Annotated in this window: 16 protein-coding genes; 13 read left to right on the plus strand and 3 right to left on the minus strand. The window is 71.3% G+C overall.

Annotated features, from left to right (window positions below; genetic code table 11):
* Positions 1-72: 72 nt before the first annotated feature.
* From AC1U7O_RS14855 to AC1U7O_RS14915, 13 genes are all read left to right on the plus strand, one after another.
* Positions 73-1,248 (plus strand): dihydrolipoamide acetyltransferase family protein, encoded by a 1,176-nt coding sequence (locus tag AC1U7O_RS14855; RefSeq protein WP_479895613.1) that lies wholly within the window; start codon positions 73-75, stop codon positions 1,246-1,248.
* The gene (locus AC1U7O_RS14860) at positions 1,245-2,432 is read left to right on the plus strand and encodes a thiolase family protein (protein ID WP_479895614.1); all 1,188 of its coding nucleotides are present in this window, start codon (positions 1,245-1,247) and stop codon (positions 2,430-2,432) included. The genes AC1U7O_RS14855 and AC1U7O_RS14860 overlap by 4 nt, the downstream gene beginning before the upstream one ends.
* 4 nt (positions 2,433-2,436) lie before the next feature.
* Positions 2,437-3,321 (plus strand): 3-hydroxyacyl-CoA dehydrogenase family protein, encoded by an 885-nt coding sequence (locus tag AC1U7O_RS14865; protein ID WP_479895615.1) that lies wholly within the window; start codon positions 2,437-2,439, stop codon positions 3,319-3,321.
* 17 nt (positions 3,322-3,338) lie between these two features.
* Positions 3,339-4,958 (plus strand): acyl-CoA mutase large subunit family protein, encoded by a 1,620-nt coding sequence (locus tag AC1U7O_RS14870; RefSeq protein WP_479895616.1) that lies wholly within the window; start codon positions 3,339-3,341, stop codon positions 4,956-4,958.
* A 513-nt stretch (positions 4,959-5,471) separates the two neighbouring features.
* Positions 5,472-6,323: an MBL fold metallo-hydrolase gene (locus tag AC1U7O_RS14875; protein ID WP_479895618.1), complete on the plus strand. Its 852-nt coding sequence runs from the start codon at positions 5,472-5,474 to the stop codon at positions 6,321-6,323.
* Positions 6,324-6,399: 76 nt separating this feature from the next.
* Positions 6,400-6,816 (plus strand): cobalamin B12-binding domain-containing protein, encoded by a 417-nt coding sequence (locus tag AC1U7O_RS14880; protein ID WP_479895619.1) that lies wholly within the window; start codon positions 6,400-6,402, stop codon positions 6,814-6,816.
* The gene (locus AC1U7O_RS14885; RefSeq protein WP_479895620.1) at positions 6,798-8,081 is read left to right on the plus strand and encodes a thiolase C-terminal domain-containing protein; all 1,284 of its coding nucleotides are present in this window, start codon (positions 6,798-6,800) and stop codon (positions 8,079-8,081) included. The genes AC1U7O_RS14880 and AC1U7O_RS14885 overlap by 19 nt, the downstream gene beginning before the upstream one ends.
* Positions 8,082-8,135: 54 nt before the next feature.
* Complete coding sequence (locus AC1U7O_RS14890) at positions 8,136-8,606, plus strand: Zn-ribbon domain-containing OB-fold protein (RefSeq protein WP_479895621.1); 471 nt, start codon at positions 8,136-8,138, stop codon at positions 8,604-8,606.
* Positions 8,603-9,325 (plus strand): methylmalonyl Co-A mutase-associated GTPase MeaB, encoded by a 723-nt coding sequence (meaB, locus tag AC1U7O_RS14895; RefSeq protein WP_479895622.1) that lies wholly within the window; start codon positions 8,603-8,605, stop codon positions 9,323-9,325. Before AC1U7O_RS14890 ends, meaB begins: the two co-directional genes overlap by 4 nt.
* Positions 9,326-9,483: 158 nt before the next feature.
* A complete protein-coding gene (locus tag AC1U7O_RS14900) occupies positions 9,484-10,608 on the plus strand; it encodes a 50S ribosomal protein L11 methyltransferase (protein WP_479895624.1) in 1,125 nt (374 codons plus the stop codon).
* A gap of 195 nt (positions 10,609-10,803) precedes the next feature.
* Positions 10,804-12,243: an ATP-binding protein gene (locus tag AC1U7O_RS14905; RefSeq protein WP_479895625.1), complete on the plus strand. Its 1,440-nt coding sequence runs from the start codon at positions 10,804-10,806 to the stop codon at positions 12,241-12,243.
* Positions 12,240-12,938: a response regulator gene (locus tag AC1U7O_RS14910; protein WP_479895627.1), complete on the plus strand. Its 699-nt coding sequence runs from the start codon at positions 12,240-12,242 to the stop codon at positions 12,936-12,938. The genes AC1U7O_RS14905 and AC1U7O_RS14910 overlap by 4 nt, the downstream gene beginning before the upstream one ends.
* Positions 12,939-13,200: 262 nt before the next feature.
* Complete coding sequence (locus tag AC1U7O_RS14915; RefSeq protein WP_479895628.1) at positions 13,201-13,593, plus strand: hypothetical protein; 393 nt, start codon at positions 13,201-13,203, stop codon at positions 13,591-13,593.
* Between the two features lie 254 nt (positions 13,594-13,847).
* Here the strand turns inward: AC1U7O_RS14915 and AC1U7O_RS14920 are convergent, their stop codons facing one another.
* The 3 genes from AC1U7O_RS14920 to prpB are packed head-to-tail and all read right to left on the minus strand — an operon-like array spanning position 13,848 to position 17,840.
* Positions 13,848-15,794, minus strand: a complete 1,947-nt coding sequence (locus AC1U7O_RS14920) for an AMP-binding protein (RefSeq protein WP_479895630.1) — start codon at positions 15,792-15,794, stop codon at positions 13,848-13,850.
* Positions 15,791-16,948 carry a citrate/2-methylcitrate synthase gene (locus AC1U7O_RS14925; RefSeq protein ID WP_479895632.1) on the minus strand — a complete coding sequence of 386 codons (1,158 nt, stop codon included), beginning with the start codon at positions 16,946-16,948 and terminating at the stop codon, positions 15,791-15,793. The genes AC1U7O_RS14920 and AC1U7O_RS14925 overlap by 4 nt, the downstream gene beginning before the upstream one ends.
* Positions 16,926-17,840 (minus strand): methylisocitrate lyase, encoded by a 915-nt coding sequence (prpB, locus tag AC1U7O_RS14930; RefSeq protein ID WP_479895634.1) that lies wholly within the window; start codon positions 17,838-17,840, stop codon positions 16,926-16,928. The genes AC1U7O_RS14925 and prpB overlap by 23 nt, the downstream gene beginning before the upstream one ends.
* Positions 17,841-17,883: the final 43 nt, after the last annotated feature.

A 17,883-nucleotide genomic window follows, 5' to 3' on the forward strand; every position in this document is an offset into this window, starting at 1 on the left:
CGCAGGGAACGGAGCCGGCCTCGAGCGCTAGCCCTTCCCTCACGTTTCAGGTCTCACGTCTCACGAGGAAGCATGGCGACCGACATCATCATGCCCCAGCTCGGGGAGAGCATCGCGGAGGGGACGCTCCTCAAGTGGCTCGTCCCGCTCGGCGGCCGGGTGGAGAAGGACCAGCCGCTCGTCGAGGTGGAGACGGACAAGGTGTCGCTGGAGATCCCCTCCCCCGCCGGCGGCTTCCTGGCCGAGGTGCTCGTCCAGGAAGGACAGACGGTCCCGGTCGGCGCGCTCCTCGCACGGCTGGAGGAATCCCGGCCCGCGGCCGGCGTCGTGAACCGCGTCGGCGGCGTCGTGGTCAAGCCGATGCCCGAGGCCCCGCCGGGCGAGGGCGCCCAGCACCACAGCCCCGCGGTCCGCCAACTGGCGAAGGAGCGGGGCGTGGACCTCGCGCTCGTCGCGGGCACGGGGGCGGGCGGCCGCGTGACCCGCAAGGACGTCCTCGACTTCCTCGCGAAGCGCGAACCGTCGGGGGCCGGGCAGGAGGCCTCGGGGGAGGCCCCCTCGCCTCGCGTCTCGCCCCTCACGCCGCAGGAGGAGCTGTTGCCCCTCACCACCATGCGGCGGACCATCGCCGAACGAATGGTCAAGAGCCGGCAGACCTCCGCCCACGTCGCCACCTTCTTCGAAGCGGACTTCTCGCGGGTCGTGAAGGCCCGCGAGGGGCTGGACCTGACCTTCCTGCCCTTCGTCGTCCACGCGGTCGCGCGCGCGCTGCGCGAGGTGCCGATCCTGAACGCCTCCTGGAGCGACCAGGGCATCGTCCTGAAGAAAGCGATCAACCTCGGCATCGCCGTCGCGCTGGAGGAGGGCCTGCTCGTCCCGGTCGTCCGGCAGGCCGACCGCAAGGGGCTCGGCCAGCTCGGCAAGGAGATCGCCGACCTGGCCGAGCGGGCCCGCGGCAAGCGGCTGGCCCCGGAGGAGGTGCAGGGCGGCACGTTCACCATCACCAACCACGGGGGCGGCGGGAGCCTCTTCAGCACGCCGATCATCCACCAGCCGCAGGTCGCCATCCTGGGCGTCGGCGCGGTGCAGAAGCGCGCCCTCGTCATCAACGACGCGATCGCCGTCCGGCCGATGGCCTACCTGAGCCTGTCGTTCGACCACCGGGTCATCGACGGCGCCACCGCTGACCGCTTCATGAGCAAGGTCAAGGCCTTCATCGAGCAGAGCGACTGGGAGGCGTTCCTGTGAGCGCGAGGACCCGGACCGTCATCGTCAGCGCGGTCCGCACGCCGCTGGGCAGCTTCAACGGGGTCTTCAGCGCCGTGCCCGCCACGAAGCTGGGCAGCCTCGCGATCGCCGAGGCCCTCACGCGCATCGGGCTCCCCGGCGACCGCGTGGACGAGGTCTCCATGGGCTGCGTGCTCGCGGCGGGCCTGGGCCAGGCACCGGCGCGCCAGGCCGCCATCGGGGCGGGCCTGCCCGTGTCGGTCGGCGCGACGACCGTGAACAAGGTCTGCGGCTCCAGCCTGATGACCGTCATCATGGCCGCCCGGGCGATCGGGCTGGGCGACGCGCGGACCGTCGTGGCCGGCGGCATGGAGAGCATGACTCGCGCTCCCTATCTGTTGGAGAAGGCCCGGCAGGGCTACCGGCTCGGCCACGCCGAATTGCTGGACAGCCTCGTCAAGGACGGGCTCTGGGACGTGTACAACAATTTTCACATGGGCAACGGGGGCGAGCTCTGCGCGGCCAAGTACCGCCTCTCGCGCGCCGAGCTGGACGACTTCGCCCTGGAGAGCTATCGCCGCGCCCGCGAGGCGATCGCCTCCGGCGCCTTCAAGCGCGAGATCGTCCCCGTCGAGGTGCCGCAGCGGAAGGGCGGGGCGCTGGTCGTGAGCGAGGACGAGGAGCCGGGCCGCGCGGACCTCGGCAAGCTCCGCGGCCTCAAGCCGGTCTTCCAGCCGGATGGGGTGCTGACGGTCGGCAACTCGCCCTCCTGTAACGACGGGGCGGCGGCGCTGGTCCTGATGGCGGAGGAAGAGGCGCGGGCGCTGGGCCTCGCGCCCATGGGCCGGATCGCCGGCTACGCAGGCGCGGCGGTCGCCCCGGAATGGTTCACGATCGCGCCGGTCGAGGCGATCCGGCGGCTCTTGAAGCAGACCGGCCTCTCGATCGGCGACATCGACCTCTTCGAGATCAACGAGGCCTTCTCCTCCGTGTCCCTGGCCGTCCAGCGCGAGCTGGGTCTGGACCCGGCGAGGGTGAACGTCAACGGCGGGGCCGTGGCGCTCGGCCATCCGATCGGAGCGACGGGCGCGCGCATTCTCACGACGCTCCTGTACGCGCTGGAGACACGCGGGGGCGGGCGCGGCATCGCGAGCCTCTGCATCGGCGGCGGCGAGGCGCTGGCGGTGCTGGTGGAGCGGGGCTAGGACCATGACGCTCGACCACATCAAGGTCGTCGGGGTGATCGGCGCGGGACAGATGGGCGCCGGCATCGCTCAGGTCGCCGCGGCGAGCGGCTGGGAGGTCCGGCTGCACGACGTCGCCGAGCCGGCGCTCCGGAAGGCGCTGGACCGCATCAGGGAGGGCCTGAACCGGGCCAGGGAGAAGGGCGCCCTCGCGCCGGACCAGGTGGGTCCCGCCCTGGGCCGGGTGCGGCCGGCCGGCCGGATCGAAGACCTGGCCGACTCGCCGCTGATCTTCGAGGCGGCGCCGGAGGAGGCCGCCCTGAAGACCGCCCTCTTCCGGCGGCTCGGCGAGCTCTGTAAGCCCGAGACGGTCCTGGCGAGCAACACTTCGTCCATCTCGATCACGGCGCTGGGAGCGGCGTCCGGCCGGCCCGATCGCGTCATCGGCATCCATTTCATGAACCCGGTGCCGGTCATGCGGCTCGTGGAGGTCGTGCGGGGCCTGGACACGTCCGAGGAGACGACGGCCCTGGCGCTTAAGGTCGCGCGACGCCTGGACAAGACGGCGGTGGTTTGCCGCGACAGCCCCGGCTTCATCGTGAACCGGCTCCTGATGCCGATGATCAACGAGGCGATCTTCCTGCACCAGGAGCAGCCGGAGCTGACGCCGGTGCAGATCGACCTGGCGATGACCGCCGGCACGAACCAGCCGGTCGGCCCCCTCGCCCTGGCCGACCGGGTCGGGCTGGACACCGTGCTGGCGATCCTGACCGTCCTGCACGAGGACCTGGGCGATCCCAAGTTCCGCCCCTGCCCCCTGCTCCGGCAGTACGTCGCGGCCGGCCGGCTGGGACGCAAGAGCGGGCGGGGCTTCTACGAGTACGAGAGCCATCAGCGGTCGGCCGGCTGACCGCCGACGGCCGGGAGGTGCCCTTGCCGCAGTCCCTCGACAGGCCCGAGCGCAAGCCGCGGTTCACCTCGCTGTCCGGCCTGGACATCCAGCGCGTCTACCGGCCGGACGACCTCAAGGGCTGGAGCCCCGAGCGCGACCTCGGCGCGCCCGGGGAATTTCCCTACACCCGCGGCATCCACCCCACGATGTACCGGGGCCGGCTCTGGACGATGCGCCAGTTCGCCGGCTTCGGGTCGGCCGAGGACACGAACCGCCGCTTCGCGTACCTGCTGGCCCGGGGCCAGACGGGCCTCAGCGTCGCCTTCGACATGCCGACGCTGATGGGGCTGGACTCCGACGATCCCCGCGCCCGCGGCGAGGTCGGCCGCTGCGGCGTCGCCGTCTCCTCGCTCGCCGACATGGAGCGGCTGTTCGAGGGCATCCCGCTCGACCGCATCACGACCTCGATGACGATCAACGGCCCGGCGGCGGTCCTCTTCGCCATGTACCTCGCGGCGGCGGAGCGGCGCGGTATCCCCTTCGACCGCCTCGGCGGCACGCTGCAGAACGACATCCTCAAGGAGTACATCGCCCAGAAGGAATGGCTCTTCCCCCCGGAGCCCTCGCTGCGGCTGATCACGGACACGATCGCCTACTGCGCGGCGCGCGTGCCCGCCTGGAACCCGATCAGCATCAGCGGCTACCACATCCGCGAGGCCGGCTCGACGGCGGTGCAGGAGCTGGCCTTCACGCTCTACGACGGGCTCACCTACGTGGCGCGCGCCGTGCAGGCCGGCCTCGACGTGGACGCCTTCGCGCCGCGCCTGTCCTTCTTCTTCAACGTGCACAACGACTTCTTCGAGGAGATCGCCAAGTTCCGCGCGGCGCGCCGCCTCTGGGCGCGCGAGATGGAGCGGCGGCACCGGCCGAAGGACCCCCGCTCGCTCCGGCTGCGTTGCCACGCGCAGACGGCCGGTTGCTCGCTGACCGCGCAGCAGCCCTTGAACAACGTCGTCCGCACGACGCTCCAGGCGCTGGCGGCGGTGCTGGGCGGCACGCAGTCGCTGCACACGAACTCGATGGACGAGACGCTCGCCCTGCCCACCGAGGAGGCCGTCACGCTCGCGCTCCGCACCCAGCAGATCATCGCCCACGAGAGCGAGGTGACGAACACCGTGGACCCGCTCGGCGGCTCCTACTACGTCGAGGCGCTCACGAACCGCTTGGAGGAGGCGGCGCTGGACTACATCCGCAAGCTGGACGCCATGGGCGGAATGGTGGCCGCGATCGAGCGGGGCTATCCGCAGCGGGAGATCCTGGAGGCCTCCCAGCGCTACCAGCGGGAGGTGGAGCGCAAGGACCGGGTGATCGTCGGGGTGAACGAGTTCGTGGAGCCGGCTACTCGGCACATTCCCATCCTGAAGATCGGCCGGGAGGTGGAGCAGGAGCAGGTCGCGCGCCTGTCGGACCTGCGGAAGTCGCGCGATCCCTTCAAGATGGCGGGCGCGCTGGAGGCGCTGCAGGAGTCGGCGGCGACCGACGAGAACCTGATGCCGGCGCTGATCGAGGCGGTGAAGGCGAAGGCGACGCTGGGCGAAATCTGCGCGGCGTTGAAGGAAGTGTTCGGGACCTATCGGGAGCCGGTGGTGCTGTGAGGGCCGTGGCGGAACCCAGTCGCTTCCGCGCCTCCCGCAGCGCCCCTTCCACGGCGCTCCGGAGCGGAAGCCTGCCGGTATTCCCGCGGCTGCGGTCTGCGACCGCAGTGCCTTGGTCAGTACCGGCTTTCCTTCTCCGGACGCCGGGCGGGGCCCCGTCGCTCCGGCAAAGTCGCTCCGAGCCCCGCCACGGCCCTTGCGAGGCTGGGGCGAAGGGGTCCCGGCAGACGAACGGCGCGCGGGCTCGCTGGCGGCCCGATGCGTTGCCGTCGGGTGGCGGTTCAGAACCCTACTGTTGGCCGCTCGCCCCCTCGGACCACCGGAACGGCTCGCGGCGCCCATGCGGCCACCGATGGGCCATGCCCGCCATGCCGCATCGCTTCGCCGCGCATCCGTTCCTGCCGGGCGGGGAGCATGGAGAACGCGCGGCGGTCGCGACGGAGCCGCTGAGCAGGCGGCCGCGCCTCGGCCGGCAAGACCGACGAACGAACCACGAGCGACGAGGCACGTCCCGTGAAGCTCGGCGCCTTTGAAATTTTCCCCCTGTCCGACGGCCGGTTCCGGCTGGACGGGGGCGCGATGTTCGGCGTCGTGCCGAAGGCGCTCTGGGCGCGTTGCTGCCACGCCGACGAGCAGAACCGCATCCCGCTGGCGCTCAGGCCCCTCCTGATCCGGGCCCACGGCAAGCCCATCCTGGTGGACACGGGCATCGGGGAGGGCTGGGACGCGACGTTCCGGGACCGCTTCGCGGTCGAGCGACGGCCGACGCTGATCGAGTCGCTGAAGGCCCACGGCCTCGGGCCGGAGGACATCCACCTCGTGATCAACACGCACCTGCATTTCGACCATGCTGGCGGCAACGGCACGCGGGACGAGGCCGGGCGTCCGGTTCCCGCCTTTCCCCGGGCCCGCTACGTCGTCCAGCGCGGCGAATACGAGGACGCGGTGCTGCCCAACGAACGCACCAGGGCCAGCTATCGGGCCGAGACCTTCGTCCCGATCGCCCAGGCCCACCGCTGGGAGTTCGTCGAAGGCGACACCGAGATCCTGCCGGGGCTGTCGGTGGTCGTGACCCACGGCCACACGGCGCACCACCAGGCGGTGAAGATCGAGTCCGAGGGCCTGACGGCCTTCTACCTCGGCGACCTGATCCCGACCGTCGCCCACCTGCCCCTGCCCTACATCATGGGCTACGACCTGCACCCCCTGCAGACGCTGGAGGCCAAGCGCCGGGTCCTGGAGCAGGCGAGCGACGAGCGGTGGCTGCTGATCTTCGAGCACGACCCGGAGGTGCCGATGGGCCGCGTCCGTCGGGACGGTGAGGGGACGTACCGTCTGGAAGCACTCGTCGCTCGTCCTTCGTGAAGCGTCGTTCGTGGGGTCTCCAACCGCGACAGACGCGTCACGCGCGACAAATTCTGAGCGACGCCGAGGGCAGCCGATGACCATCGCCGACAAACCCATCCGCGTCCTCCTCGGCAAGGTCGGGCTCGACGGGCACGACCGGGGCATCAAGCTCGTCGCCCGCGCCCTGCGCGACGCGGGTGTCGAGGTCATCTACACCGGCCTGCACCAGACGCCCGAGCAGGTCGTCGCGACGGCCATCCAGGAGGACGTGCGGGCGATCGGGCTCAGCGTCCATTCCGGCGCGCACGACTACCTGCTGCCCCGCGTGATCGAGCTGCTGCGCGAGCAGGGCGCGGAGGACATCGCGGTCTTCGGCGGCGGGATCGTCCCCGACGAGGACGCGCCGCGGCTCAAGGCCGCCGGCGTCAAGGCGCTCTTCGGGCCCGGCACGCCGATGAGCGAGATCGTGGACTTCGTGAAAGGACTCCGCCCATGCGCCCCGTCTACCTGATCGGCGGCGGCATCACCAAGTTCGCCAAGGCCCACCGTGACAAGGACTTCCGGCTGATGGTCAAGGAGGCCTACGAGGCAGCCCTGGCCGACGTGCCGCGCCTGTCGAAGGACCGGATCGACGGCGCGGTCGGCTCCTACTTCTCGGACCACTTCACCCGCCAGCTCAAGGCCGCCAGCATGGTCCAGGACTACCTGGGCCTCTGCCCCAAGCCCTCCAAGCGCGTCGAGGGCGGCGGCGCGACCGGGGGCCTGTGCTTTCAGTCCGCCTGGGAGGCCGTGGCCTCCGGCCGCATGGACTGCTGCCTCGCCTTCGGCTTCGAGACCATGTCGCGCGTGAACACCTGGAAGGGCAACGAGTTCATCGCGCTGGCCTCGGACACCAACTTCGACTTCCCCGTCGGCGGTTTCTACTCGGGCTACTACGCGATGATGGTCCGGCGCCACATGCACGAGTTCGGCACGACGGTCGAGCAGATGGCCATGGTCTCGGTCAAGAACCACCTCAACGCCCTGCACAACCCCTACGCGCAGAAGGCCAAGCGCCTCACGATCAAGCAGGTGCGCGAGTCGCCCATGGTCGCGACGCCGCTGACGATGGAGGACATCTGCACCATGTCGGACGGCGCGGCCGTCTGCCTCCTGGCCTCCGAGGAGGTGGCGGAGAAGGTCTGCGACCGGCCGGTGAAGGTCACGGGCGTCGGCTCCGGCTCCGACGCGATGCGGATGGCCGACCGCCCGCACGGCAAGGTCATCCTCCTGCCGCACGAGCAGGAGTCGGACTACGCCCACCTGCGCTACCCCGGCGTGCATTCGTTCCGCGGGGGACGGATGGCGGCCAAGCTGGCCTACCGGATGGCCGGCATCGGCAACCCGCTGGAGGACCTGAGCTTCGTCGAGCTGCACGACGCCTACACCTCCTCGGAGATCCAGACCTATGAGGACCTGGGCCTCTGCCGCTACGGCGAGGGCGGCAGGTTCGTCGAGAGCGGGATGCCCTTCATGCCCGGCCTGGACTACGGGCTGGAGCTGCCGCGACAGGGCCGCCTGCCCGTGAACCCCTCCGGCGGGCTGCTGGCCTGCGGGCACCCGGTCGGAGCGACGGGGTTGATGCAGGCGGTCTTTGCCTTCTGGCAACTGCAGGGGACGATCGCCAAGCACCTGGGCAACGACCGGCTGCAGGTCCCCAACGCCCGGCGCGGCTTGATCCACAGCCACGCCGGCACGGGCACCTACATCACGGTCTCGATCCTGGAGGCGGTGTGAGGAGTGCGGCGTGTTGATTGACGCTGTGTGATTGGGGAGTGCGGGGGAACCTCCTTGGACACCGATAACTCACCACTCAACGCTCAACACTCCGAGCCCCTGATCATCCAGGACCACTACGAGATCGACTACCGGCACAGCTACGCCCAGGACTCGCCCTTCTTCCTCGGCTTGAGCCAGGGCCGGCTGCTCGGCTCCCGCTGCACGGGCTGCGGCTACACCTACGCGACGCCCCGGGCCCACTGCATGGAATGCGGCCGACCGACCGCCTGGCACGAGCTGCCGCTCCGCGGCCGCATCCACACCTTCACCACCTGCCACTACGGCGGCGAGGCCTTCCTCAAGGAGACGCCCTTCACGCTCATCCTGGTCGAGTTCGAGGGGGCCGACACGCTGTTCCTCTCCCGCCTCAAGGGACTCGCGCCGGACGACGTGCGGATCGGCCTCCCGGTCGTGGCCCGTTTCTCCCCCACGCCCGCCTTCAAGGTGACGGACGTCTGGTTCGAGCCGGCGGAGCCCGCATGAACGAGGCCCCGGCCAGACTCGCCGAGCGCGTTCGGGCCGGCGACGTGCGGGCGGTGTCCCGCCTCATCACGCTGGTCGAGAACGGCGCGCCGGAGGGCCGGGAGGCCCTGCGCCGCCTGGAGGCGACGCCGCGCCGCGCGCTCGTCGTCGGCGTGACCGGCTACCCCGGCGCCGGCAAGAGCACGCTGCTCGATCAGCTCGCCGCGGCCTACCGGCGGCAACACCGGAAGGTCGGCATCCTGGCCGTGGACACGAGCAGCCCGCTCACGGGCGGCGCGATCCTGGGCGACCGCATCCGCATGCAGGCGCACGCGGCGGACGAGGGCGTGTTCATCCGCAGCATGGCGACGCGCGGGCACCACGGCGGGCTCGCGCGGGCGACGGGCGAGGCGATCCTCGTGCTCGACGCCGCGGGCTACGACCCCATCCTCGTCGAGACCGTCGGCGTGGGGCAGGACGAGGTGGAGGTGCGCGGCCTCGCGCGGGTCGTCGTGGCCGTCGTCGCGCCCGGCCTGGGCGACGAGGTGCAGGCGATGAAGGCCGGCCTGCTGGAGGTCGCCGACCTCGTCGTGGTCAACAAGGCCGACCACGAGGGCGCGGAGGCCGCCGTCCGCGCCCTACAAGACTGGGTCCCGCTGGTCCTCCGCACCGTCGCCCCCAAGGGCGAGGGTCTCCCCGAGCTCCTGGCGGCCCTCGACGCGCGCCGGGACCCCGCTTGATGTTTATCTTCCGTTTATACAAATCGGCAGAATCGCTACCAATAATTTACGCTTCTCCCGCCGGCGCGCCGCATACAATCTCCCCCTGATACGGCGGGGTTGCGCTCCTCCCGGACGCCCGCACTCCGCCTTGATGGCCCACCCGACCGGTTGGTCGCATGACCAAGTACACCGATTTCGTCAATTACAACCTCTCCATGCTGACCGACTCGGTCCGAATCCAGGCCTATCGTCAAGCCCTGGGGCGGACGGTGCGCCCGGGCGACGTGGTGGCGGACGTCGGCAGCGGGTCGGGCATCCTGGCCTTCCTCGCCTGCCGGGCCGGCGCCGGGCGCGTGTACGCCATCGAGGCCGAGGACGTGATCGAGATGGCCCGGCAGGTCTGCGCCAAGAACGGCCTGGAGGACCGGGTCGTGTTCATCCACGACCAGTCCTTCCGCGCCGAGCTGCCCGAACAGGTGGACGTGATCGTCACGGAAACCATGGGGACCTTCGGCGTGGACGAGGGCCTGGTCGGCTCCGTCCTCGACATCCGCGACCGGTTCCTCAAGCCGTCCGGCGCCGTCATCCCCCGCGCCCTGGCCCTGTCCGTCGTCCCGATCGAGCTACCCGGCTTCTACCAGCACATGGTCGAGTTCTGGAGCACCAACTGCCAGGGGGTCGACTTCTCGCCGGTTCGGCACCTGGCGGCCAACAACTTTCACCCGATCAAGATCCATGCGGACGTCTTTCTCAGCGCCCCCGCTCAGGTGCTGCAGGTTGCGCTCCACGAGGCGAAGAGCTCCGACCTCGCGTTCGAGTGCTCGTTCTACGCGACCCGCCGCGGGCGGCTGCACGGCTTGGCGGGCTGGTTCGCGGCGGAGCTCTCCGACGGCACGAGCCTGACGAACGAGCCGGAACGCGCGTCGCACTGGGGGGTGGCCTTCTTCCCGCTCGATCAGCCGGTGCCGGTGGAGCGGGGCAACCGCATCGCCGTCCGGGTCCTCGCGACCGGCAACGGAAGCCTGTGGCGCTGGCAGGTCGCCGTGAACGGCCGCCGGTTCGACCAAGAGACGCCCTGGGGGTTCGAGCAGCTCCCCGGGGAGGCGCACAAGTTGTCGGCCGGTCGAATGCCGAAGCTCTCCAGGAAGGGGGAGGCGGAGCGCTTCCTCCTGAGCCTCTTGGACGGCACCAAGTCCCTCTGCGAAATCGAAGCGGAGTTCCTGGGCCGGTATCCGGACGTCGGCGCGTCGAAAGAACAGGCTTCCGCCTTCGTCCGGGATATCGTCCTGCGGAACACCTGACCCGACGCCCGCCCCGGTCCGGGCCTCCCCCGCCGAGACGCCCCCGCCCATCGTCCTCCGCCCTCCTCCGGGCCCCGGCCCTCGATGCCGGCGTCTCCCCTCCGCCGAGACCATTTGCCGTCGCCGATCGGATCGCTTTATGCTGGGGGCGGCCCGGCCCCACCGCGGGGGCCGGCCCGCCAGGGAGGACCGGCCATGAGCGCGACGGGCGGACGTCTCACCATCGGCCAGACGCTGATCATCATCACCCTGCTCTTCATCGTCGCCATCACGGGCATTCTGGTCTACACGATCCTCACCATGAACAGCCGGCAGTCCGACGCCGTCGTGATCAACATCGCGGGGCGGCAGCGCATGCTGAACCAGATGTTTCTGAAGGAGGTGCTGCTGGCCGCGCAGGGTCACCCGGCGAACTACCGGTACACGGCGGAGGTCTGGAAAAGCTCGCTCAAGGCGCTGCTCGATGGCGGCCGGGCGGTGCTGCTCGGCAAGACCGAGACCGTCGAGTTGCCGCGGACCGAGAACGTCGACGTCCGAGCGCGCCTGATGGACCAGCATCGCCTCATCGACGAGCTGGTGCGCAAGGGAGAGGCCTTCGCCGCCCTGCCGCCGGACGACCCCGGCGCGGCGGCCGGGCTCCAGGAGCTGCTGGCCTTGAACGACCGGCTCAACGACGTGACCCTGACCGCGGCTCGCCTGTACTTTGTCAACTCGGAGGCACGGGTCGCCAGCATGCTCCGCTGGGAGGTGTCGCTCGGCCTCTGCGTGGCGGTCCTGGGCATGCTCCTGAGCGGCCAGGTCGTCCGCACCAGCCGCAAGCTGGAGGAGGAGGTGGCCCAGCGCAAGCAGGCCGAGGAGGAGCTGCGCCGCAGCGAGGCGCAGCGGGTCGAGGCCTTTCGCCAGAGCGACGAGTTGAAGTCGGCCCTGCTCTCCTCGGTCTCGCACGAGCTGCGCACGCCGCTGACGGCCATCAAGTCGACGGTGGTCGGCCTGATGCGGTCCTCGGACCCCCTCCCGGAGGCGGTGCGGATCGAGCTGCTCCGCGGCCTCGACCAGGAGGTGGACTACCTGGACCGGCTCGTCAGCAATCTGCTGGACATGTCGCGCATCGAAGCCGGCACGCTGATCCCGAGCCGGCAATGGCAGCCGCTGGAGGACTTGGTGGAGGGGGCCGTGCGCCGCACGACGGCGGCCCTGCAGGGCCGCCCGCTGGAGATTCACCTGCCGGACGGCGTCACGCCGGTCTACGTCGACGCCGTGGAGATCCAGCAGGTGCTCGTGAACCTCCTCGACAACGCCGCGAAATATTCGCCGCCCGGGTCGACGATCCGGTTGACGGCCCGGACCGCGGGCGGGGAATTCGAGATCGCCGTGGCCAACGAAGGGGACGGCATCCCGGCGACGGACGCCGAGCGGGTCTTCGATCGCTTCTACCGGCTCCAGACGCACCGCGAGCGCTCGGTCCGCGGCTGCGGACTGGGGCTCGCGATCTGCCGGGGCCTGGTGACCGCGCACGGAGGCCGCATCTGGGTGGAGTCCGCACCCCGACGCGGGACGACGGTCGCGTTCCGCATCCCGACGCCCGACCCCGAGCCCTTGTTCCCGGCCGCCCCCGCTCCGGGAGATCGCGCATGAGCCACGGCGCCCGCATCCTCGTCGTGGACGACGAGCGCCAGATCCGACGGTCGCTCCAGGTCAACCTTGAGGCCCAGGGCTACGCGGTCACGCCCGTGTCGACGGGGGAGGAGGCGCTGGCGGAGGTCGGGGCCCGCATGCCAGACCTGATCCTGCTCGACCTGCTGATGCCCGGCCTGGACGGCGTGGAAACGACCCGCCGCATCCGGGCGCTTTCGCCCGTCCCGATCATCGTCCTGTCGGCCGTCTCCTCGGAGGCCAAGAAGGTGGAGGCGCTCGAGCTGGGGGCGGACGACTACATCACCAAGCCCTTCAGCACGGTCGAGCTGCTCGCCCGGATCAAGTCCGTGCTGCGGCGGGCCGCCGGTGCCAAGAGCGCGCTGCCCCTGTTCACGACCGGCGAGCTATCCGTCAACTACGCGAGCCGCGAGGTCCGACTCGCCGGCGAGCCGGTCAAGCTCACGCCGACCGAGTACGACCTGCTCAAGTTCATGATCGAGCACGCCGGCAAGGTGCTGACGCACCAGATGCTGCTGACGGCGGTCTGGGGCAACTCCCAGGCGGCGCATGCCCAGTACCTTCGCGTCTTCGTCGGTCACCTGCGGAAAAAGCTGGAACGAGACCCGGCCCGTCCCCGCTATATCCTCACGGACCCCGGCGTGGGCTACCGGTTCGTGGCCGACCCGCCGGAGTAGGCCGGGCCCGGCGGGGGCGGGCGGTGTCCCGCCTCGTCACGCTGGTCGAGAACGGCGCGCCGGAGGGCCGGGAGGCCCTGCGCCGCCTGGAAGCGCCGCCGCGCCGCGCGGCCCCCCTCGGCCGGGCTTGACTCCCGCCGATTCTGGATTACTGAATCAGCCGTCAGTCGAGCGGTCACTGCGTCCGGCCGAGCCCGCCCCCGAGGCAGGGCCTCCGGCCGGTCCCACAAATCCCAACCAACGGAGAAAGGAGGGACGAACCATGTTCAAGCCGTTCGTCGCGATGACGGGTGCCCTCGCCCTGCTCCTGGGCGGGATGGCCCTCGTACCCACCTCGGCAGGGGCGGCTGGCTGGATTTCCCAGACCGACTCCTTCGCCGCGGCCTGGGTGAGGGAGGTCGAGCAGGAGCTGTCCAAGCAGGATTACCGGGCGATGTTCTTGAACGATCCCCGGACTCCGCAGGCCGCCGTCCTCCAGCGACTCAACCAGGCGGCCATGGCCTTCAACGAGAAGAACGAGGCGCTGGGCGAGCAGTTCGTCCGCGAGGCCATCGACGTGTTGGAGGCGGGGGTGACGAAGCGTTATTACAGCCAGGCGGACATCGAGCCGCTCGTCACCTTCATCAAGCAGCACGCGCCGGGGAAGAAGGTGTAACCGAACGCGCGGCGGGGGCGCCGCGCCCCCGCCGTTCCCAGGCCTCGGACGAAGCAGCCGATCGGTTCCGGATGCTCGAACACCCGAGGATTGGTCAGGAGCCTCAGGAACGCGAGCAGGCTCGCCCAGGGGAGGCCGACCGGGGCCGTGCCGTTCCAAGGGAGAGGTAGGGGGGAGCACGGCAGCCCGGGGCGTCTGAGGCTCCGGTTAGATTTTCAGATGGCTTGACAGGGCGCCGCTCGGCCGCGCCGGATCTACGACGAGCGCACCGGCGGACGGAGTTGCGCGATCGTCTCGACCGCCCGGGGATTTTCCAGGCCGGAGAGGTCGCCGGGGTCCCGGCCGAGGTAGGCCGCGCGGGCCACCCGGCGCAAGATCTTGCCGTTCCTCGTCCTGGGCAGCTCGGGCACGACGTGGACGGCGGCCGGCTTGAGCGCCTTCCCCAGATGCTCGGCCACGCGGCCCGTCAGCTCGTCGGCCAGCGCGCCGCTCGCTTCCCGGCCCGGCTTCAGCACGACGAAGCAGACCAGCTTCTCCCCCTTGAGCGGATCGGGCACGCCCACCGCCGCGGCCTCGCTCACGGCCGGATGGCCGGTGAGGACCGCCTCGACCTCGGCCGGGCCCAGGCGCTTGCCGGCCACCTTGATCGTGTCGTCCGACCGGCCGAGGATGTACCAGAACCCCTCCTCGTCGGTGGTCGCCCAATCGCCGTGCACCCAGACTCCCGGCCAGCGCGACCAGTAGGCCTCGAGATACCGTTGCGGGTCGCGCCAGAATCCCCGGGTCATTCCCGGCCAGGGCTTCGTGACGACCAGCTCGCCCACCTGCCCCCGCACCGGCCGTCCCTCGGTATCGAGGATCTCCGCCGCCATGCCGAGGCAGGGGCCGGTGAAGGCGCAGGCCTTGCTCGGATGCAGGACCGTTCCCGCAACGATGCCCCCCGACACCTCCGTGCCGCCCGAGTAGTTGATGATCGGGCAGCGTCCCCGCCCGACCTGCCGGAAGTACCAATGGTAGGCCTCCGGCGTCCAGGGCTCGCCGGTCGAGCCCAGGACGCGCAGACTGCCGAGGTCGCGCCCCGCAAGCGGCGCCTCGCCGTGCCTCATGAGCGCCCGGACCGCCGTCGGCGCCAGGCCCAGGACCGTCACCCGATGCCGCTCGACCAGCTCCCAGAGCCGGCCCGCGTGGGGCCAATCCGGCGCGCCCTCGTACAGGAGGCAGGTCGCGCCAAGGGTGAGCGCGCCCATGATGGCCCAGGGCCCCATCATCCAGCCGAGGTCGCTGAGCCAGAAGAGACAGTCCTCCTCCTGCAGGTCGAAGTGGAAGGCGAGGTCGTGCGCCGCCTTGATCGGAAAGCCGGCGTGGACATGCACCGTGCCCTTGGGCCGCCCCGTCGTGCCGGAGGTGTAGAGGATCATGAAGGGCTCGTCGGCCTCCGTCTCCGCCGGTGGCCCGCCCTCGCCCTCGCCCAGTTCCCGGTGCCACCAGCGGTCGCGGTCCGGCGTCCAGGACACCGGACAGCCCACCCGTCGCACGACCAGCAGGTGCTCGACGGTCGGACAGCGCGCCGCCGCCTCGTCGGCGGCGGGCTTCATCGGCACGACCGCGCCCCGCCGGAAGCCGCCGTCGGCCGTCACCAGCAGCTTTGCCTCGCAGTCCCGCGCGCGGGCGGCCACGGCCTCCGCGCCGTAGCCGGAGAAGATCGGCGTGTAGATCGCCCCGACCCGCGAGCAGGCCAGCGTGACGACCGCCGTTTCGGGGATCATCGGGAGGAAGACCGCCACCCGATCGCCCCGCCCCACGCCCAGCCCGCGCAGCGCGGCGGCGGCGCGGCGCACCTCCGCGTCCAGCTCCCGATAGGTGAGCGTCCGCCGCGCGCCGTCCTCCCCCTCCCAGCGGATCGCGACCCGCTCGGCCGAGGGACCGGCCCGGCGCTTGTGCACGCAGTTGTCCGAGAGGTTCAGCCGCCCGCCCGCGAACCAGCGGGCCCACGGGATGCCGCGACTCACGTCCAGCACGCGGCCGTAGGGCCGCGCCCAGGCGATGCCCATCTCCTGGAGCGCCGCCGGCCAGTACCACTCCGGCTCGGCGATCGAGCGGGCGTGGAGCGCGGCGTAGTCGGCGAGGCCGTGCCGCCGCAGGAATCGGTGGAGCCGGCTGCGCTGGACGACCTCGGGGCCGGGATGCCAGACCGCGGTCATGTCCGGCGCTCGATGGGCACGAAGGCCTGCGGCGGCGGGCCGCTGTAGAAGCTGCGGGGACGGATGAGGCGGTTGTGGTCCTGCTGCTCGATGATGTGCGCGCACCAGCCCGCGACGCGCGAGCAGACGAACAGCGGCGTGTACAGCTCGCGCGGGACGCCGATCAGGAGGTAGGCGACGGCGGTGTAGAAGTCCAGATTGGGATGGAGCCCCTTCTCCTCCCGCATGATCCGGTCGAGGATCGTCGCGATCTCGTACCAGCGGCGGTCGCCGCAGCGGCGGCTCAGCGCCTCCGCCTGCCGCTGGATGATCGCCGACCGCGGGTCGCCCCGCTTGAGCACCCGGTGTCCGAAGCCCATCACGCGCCGCTTCGCCGCCAGGGCGTCCCGCACCCAGCGCTCGGCCCGGTCGCGCGTCCGGATTTCCAGGAGCATCGCCGCGACTGCCTCGTTCGCGCCCCCATGGAGCGGGCCCTTGAGCGCGGCCACGGCCGCCGTCACGGCCCCGTGCAGGTCCGTGAGCGTGGAAGCGGCCACCCGCGCGGCGAAGGTCGAGGCGTTGAACTCGTGCTCCGCGTAGAGGATCAGGGAGACGTCCAGCGCGCGAGCCATGGCCCGCGCCGCGTCGTCGCCCCGCCGGTCCGTCAGGAGGAGGAGCAGGTTTTCGCTGAACCGCAGCCCCGGCGCCGGCCGCATCTGCCGCTTGCCCTGGGCCAGCCGGTAGGCCTCGGCGATCATGAGGGGAATCTGGGCCAGCAGGCGGACGGACTTGCGGAGGCTCGCCTCGCGCGAGCCGTCGGCCGCCTCCGGGTCCGTCATGCCGAGCAGCGAAACCCCGGTGCGGAGCACATCCATCGGATGGGCGGTCGGCGGCACGACGCCGATGAAGGCCTCCACCGGGCCGGGCAGGACCGCCTCGCGCAGGAGCTGGACGCGGAAGTCCTCCAGCTCCTTCCCGGTCGGGAGCCGGCCGAAGAGGAGGAGGTAGGCCACCTCCTCGAAGTCCGCCCCCTCGGCCAGGTCGCCGATCGCGTAGCCGCGATAGCGCAGCCCCGCCCCGCCCTCGTCGAGCTGGCAGAGCGCGGTCTCCCCCGCGATCACGCCCTCCAGCCCCGGCGAATAGGCCGGCCGGTCACCCGTGGTCGTCTCGTCCATGACGTTCCTTGAGCTCTTCGTCCAGCCGCTTGTACTCCTCGTAGCGGAGCAGGTCGGAGAGCTGGGCCCTCGTCTGCATGGCCCCGAGCGACTCGCGCGACGTGCCGAGCGCTTTCAGCTCGGCGAGCAGCCGCTCGACCGCCTTGGCGGCGACCCGCAGCGCCGTGACCGGGAAGATCACGAGGCGATAGCCCAGGTCTTCCAGCTCCGCCACGGTCAGGCTCGGGGTCTTGCCGAACTCGGTCAGGTTGGCCAGGAGCGGGACCGTGAGCCCCTCCTTCGCCAGGGCCCGGGCGAAGGCCCGGAACTCCTCCTTCGATTCCAGCGCCTCGGGAAAGACCGCGTCGGCCCCCGCCTCGACGTAGCGGCGCGCGCGTCGGACGGCGGCGTCCAGCCCCTCGACGGCCCGCGCGTCGGTCCGGGCGACGATGAGAAAATCCGGGTCCTCGCGGGCCCGGACCGCAGCGGCGACCTTGGCGGCCATCTCGCCGGCGGGGATCAGCCGCTTGCCGGGCAGGTGGCCGCACTTCTTCGGCATCTCCTGGTCCTCGAGGTGCAGGCCCGCGAGCCCCGCCCGCTCGAACTCCCGCACGGTCCGCATGACGGCGAGCGGCCCGCCGTAGCCCGTGTCCGCGTCGGCCAGCGCCGGCAGCGCCACGGCCCGCGCGATGGTGCCCGCGTCCGCCACCACCTCGCTCGGCGAGAGCAGCCCGATGTCCGGCAGGCCGCGGGCCGCGGCCAGCGCCGCGCCGGAGACGTAGACCGCGTCGAACCCCGCGCGCTCGACCTGGAGCGCGGTCAGGGCGTTGAACGCGCCGGGCAGGACGACCGTCCCCCGGGCGATCAGCTCCCGCAACCGCCGCGGTTTGCTCGCCGACGTGTCGCGTGTCACGTGCCCGAACGCCTCACCCTCCCCCTCGCGGGGGAGGGACCGT

The sequence above is a fragment of the Candidatus Nitrospira neuquenensis genome, from assembly GCF_979578155.1.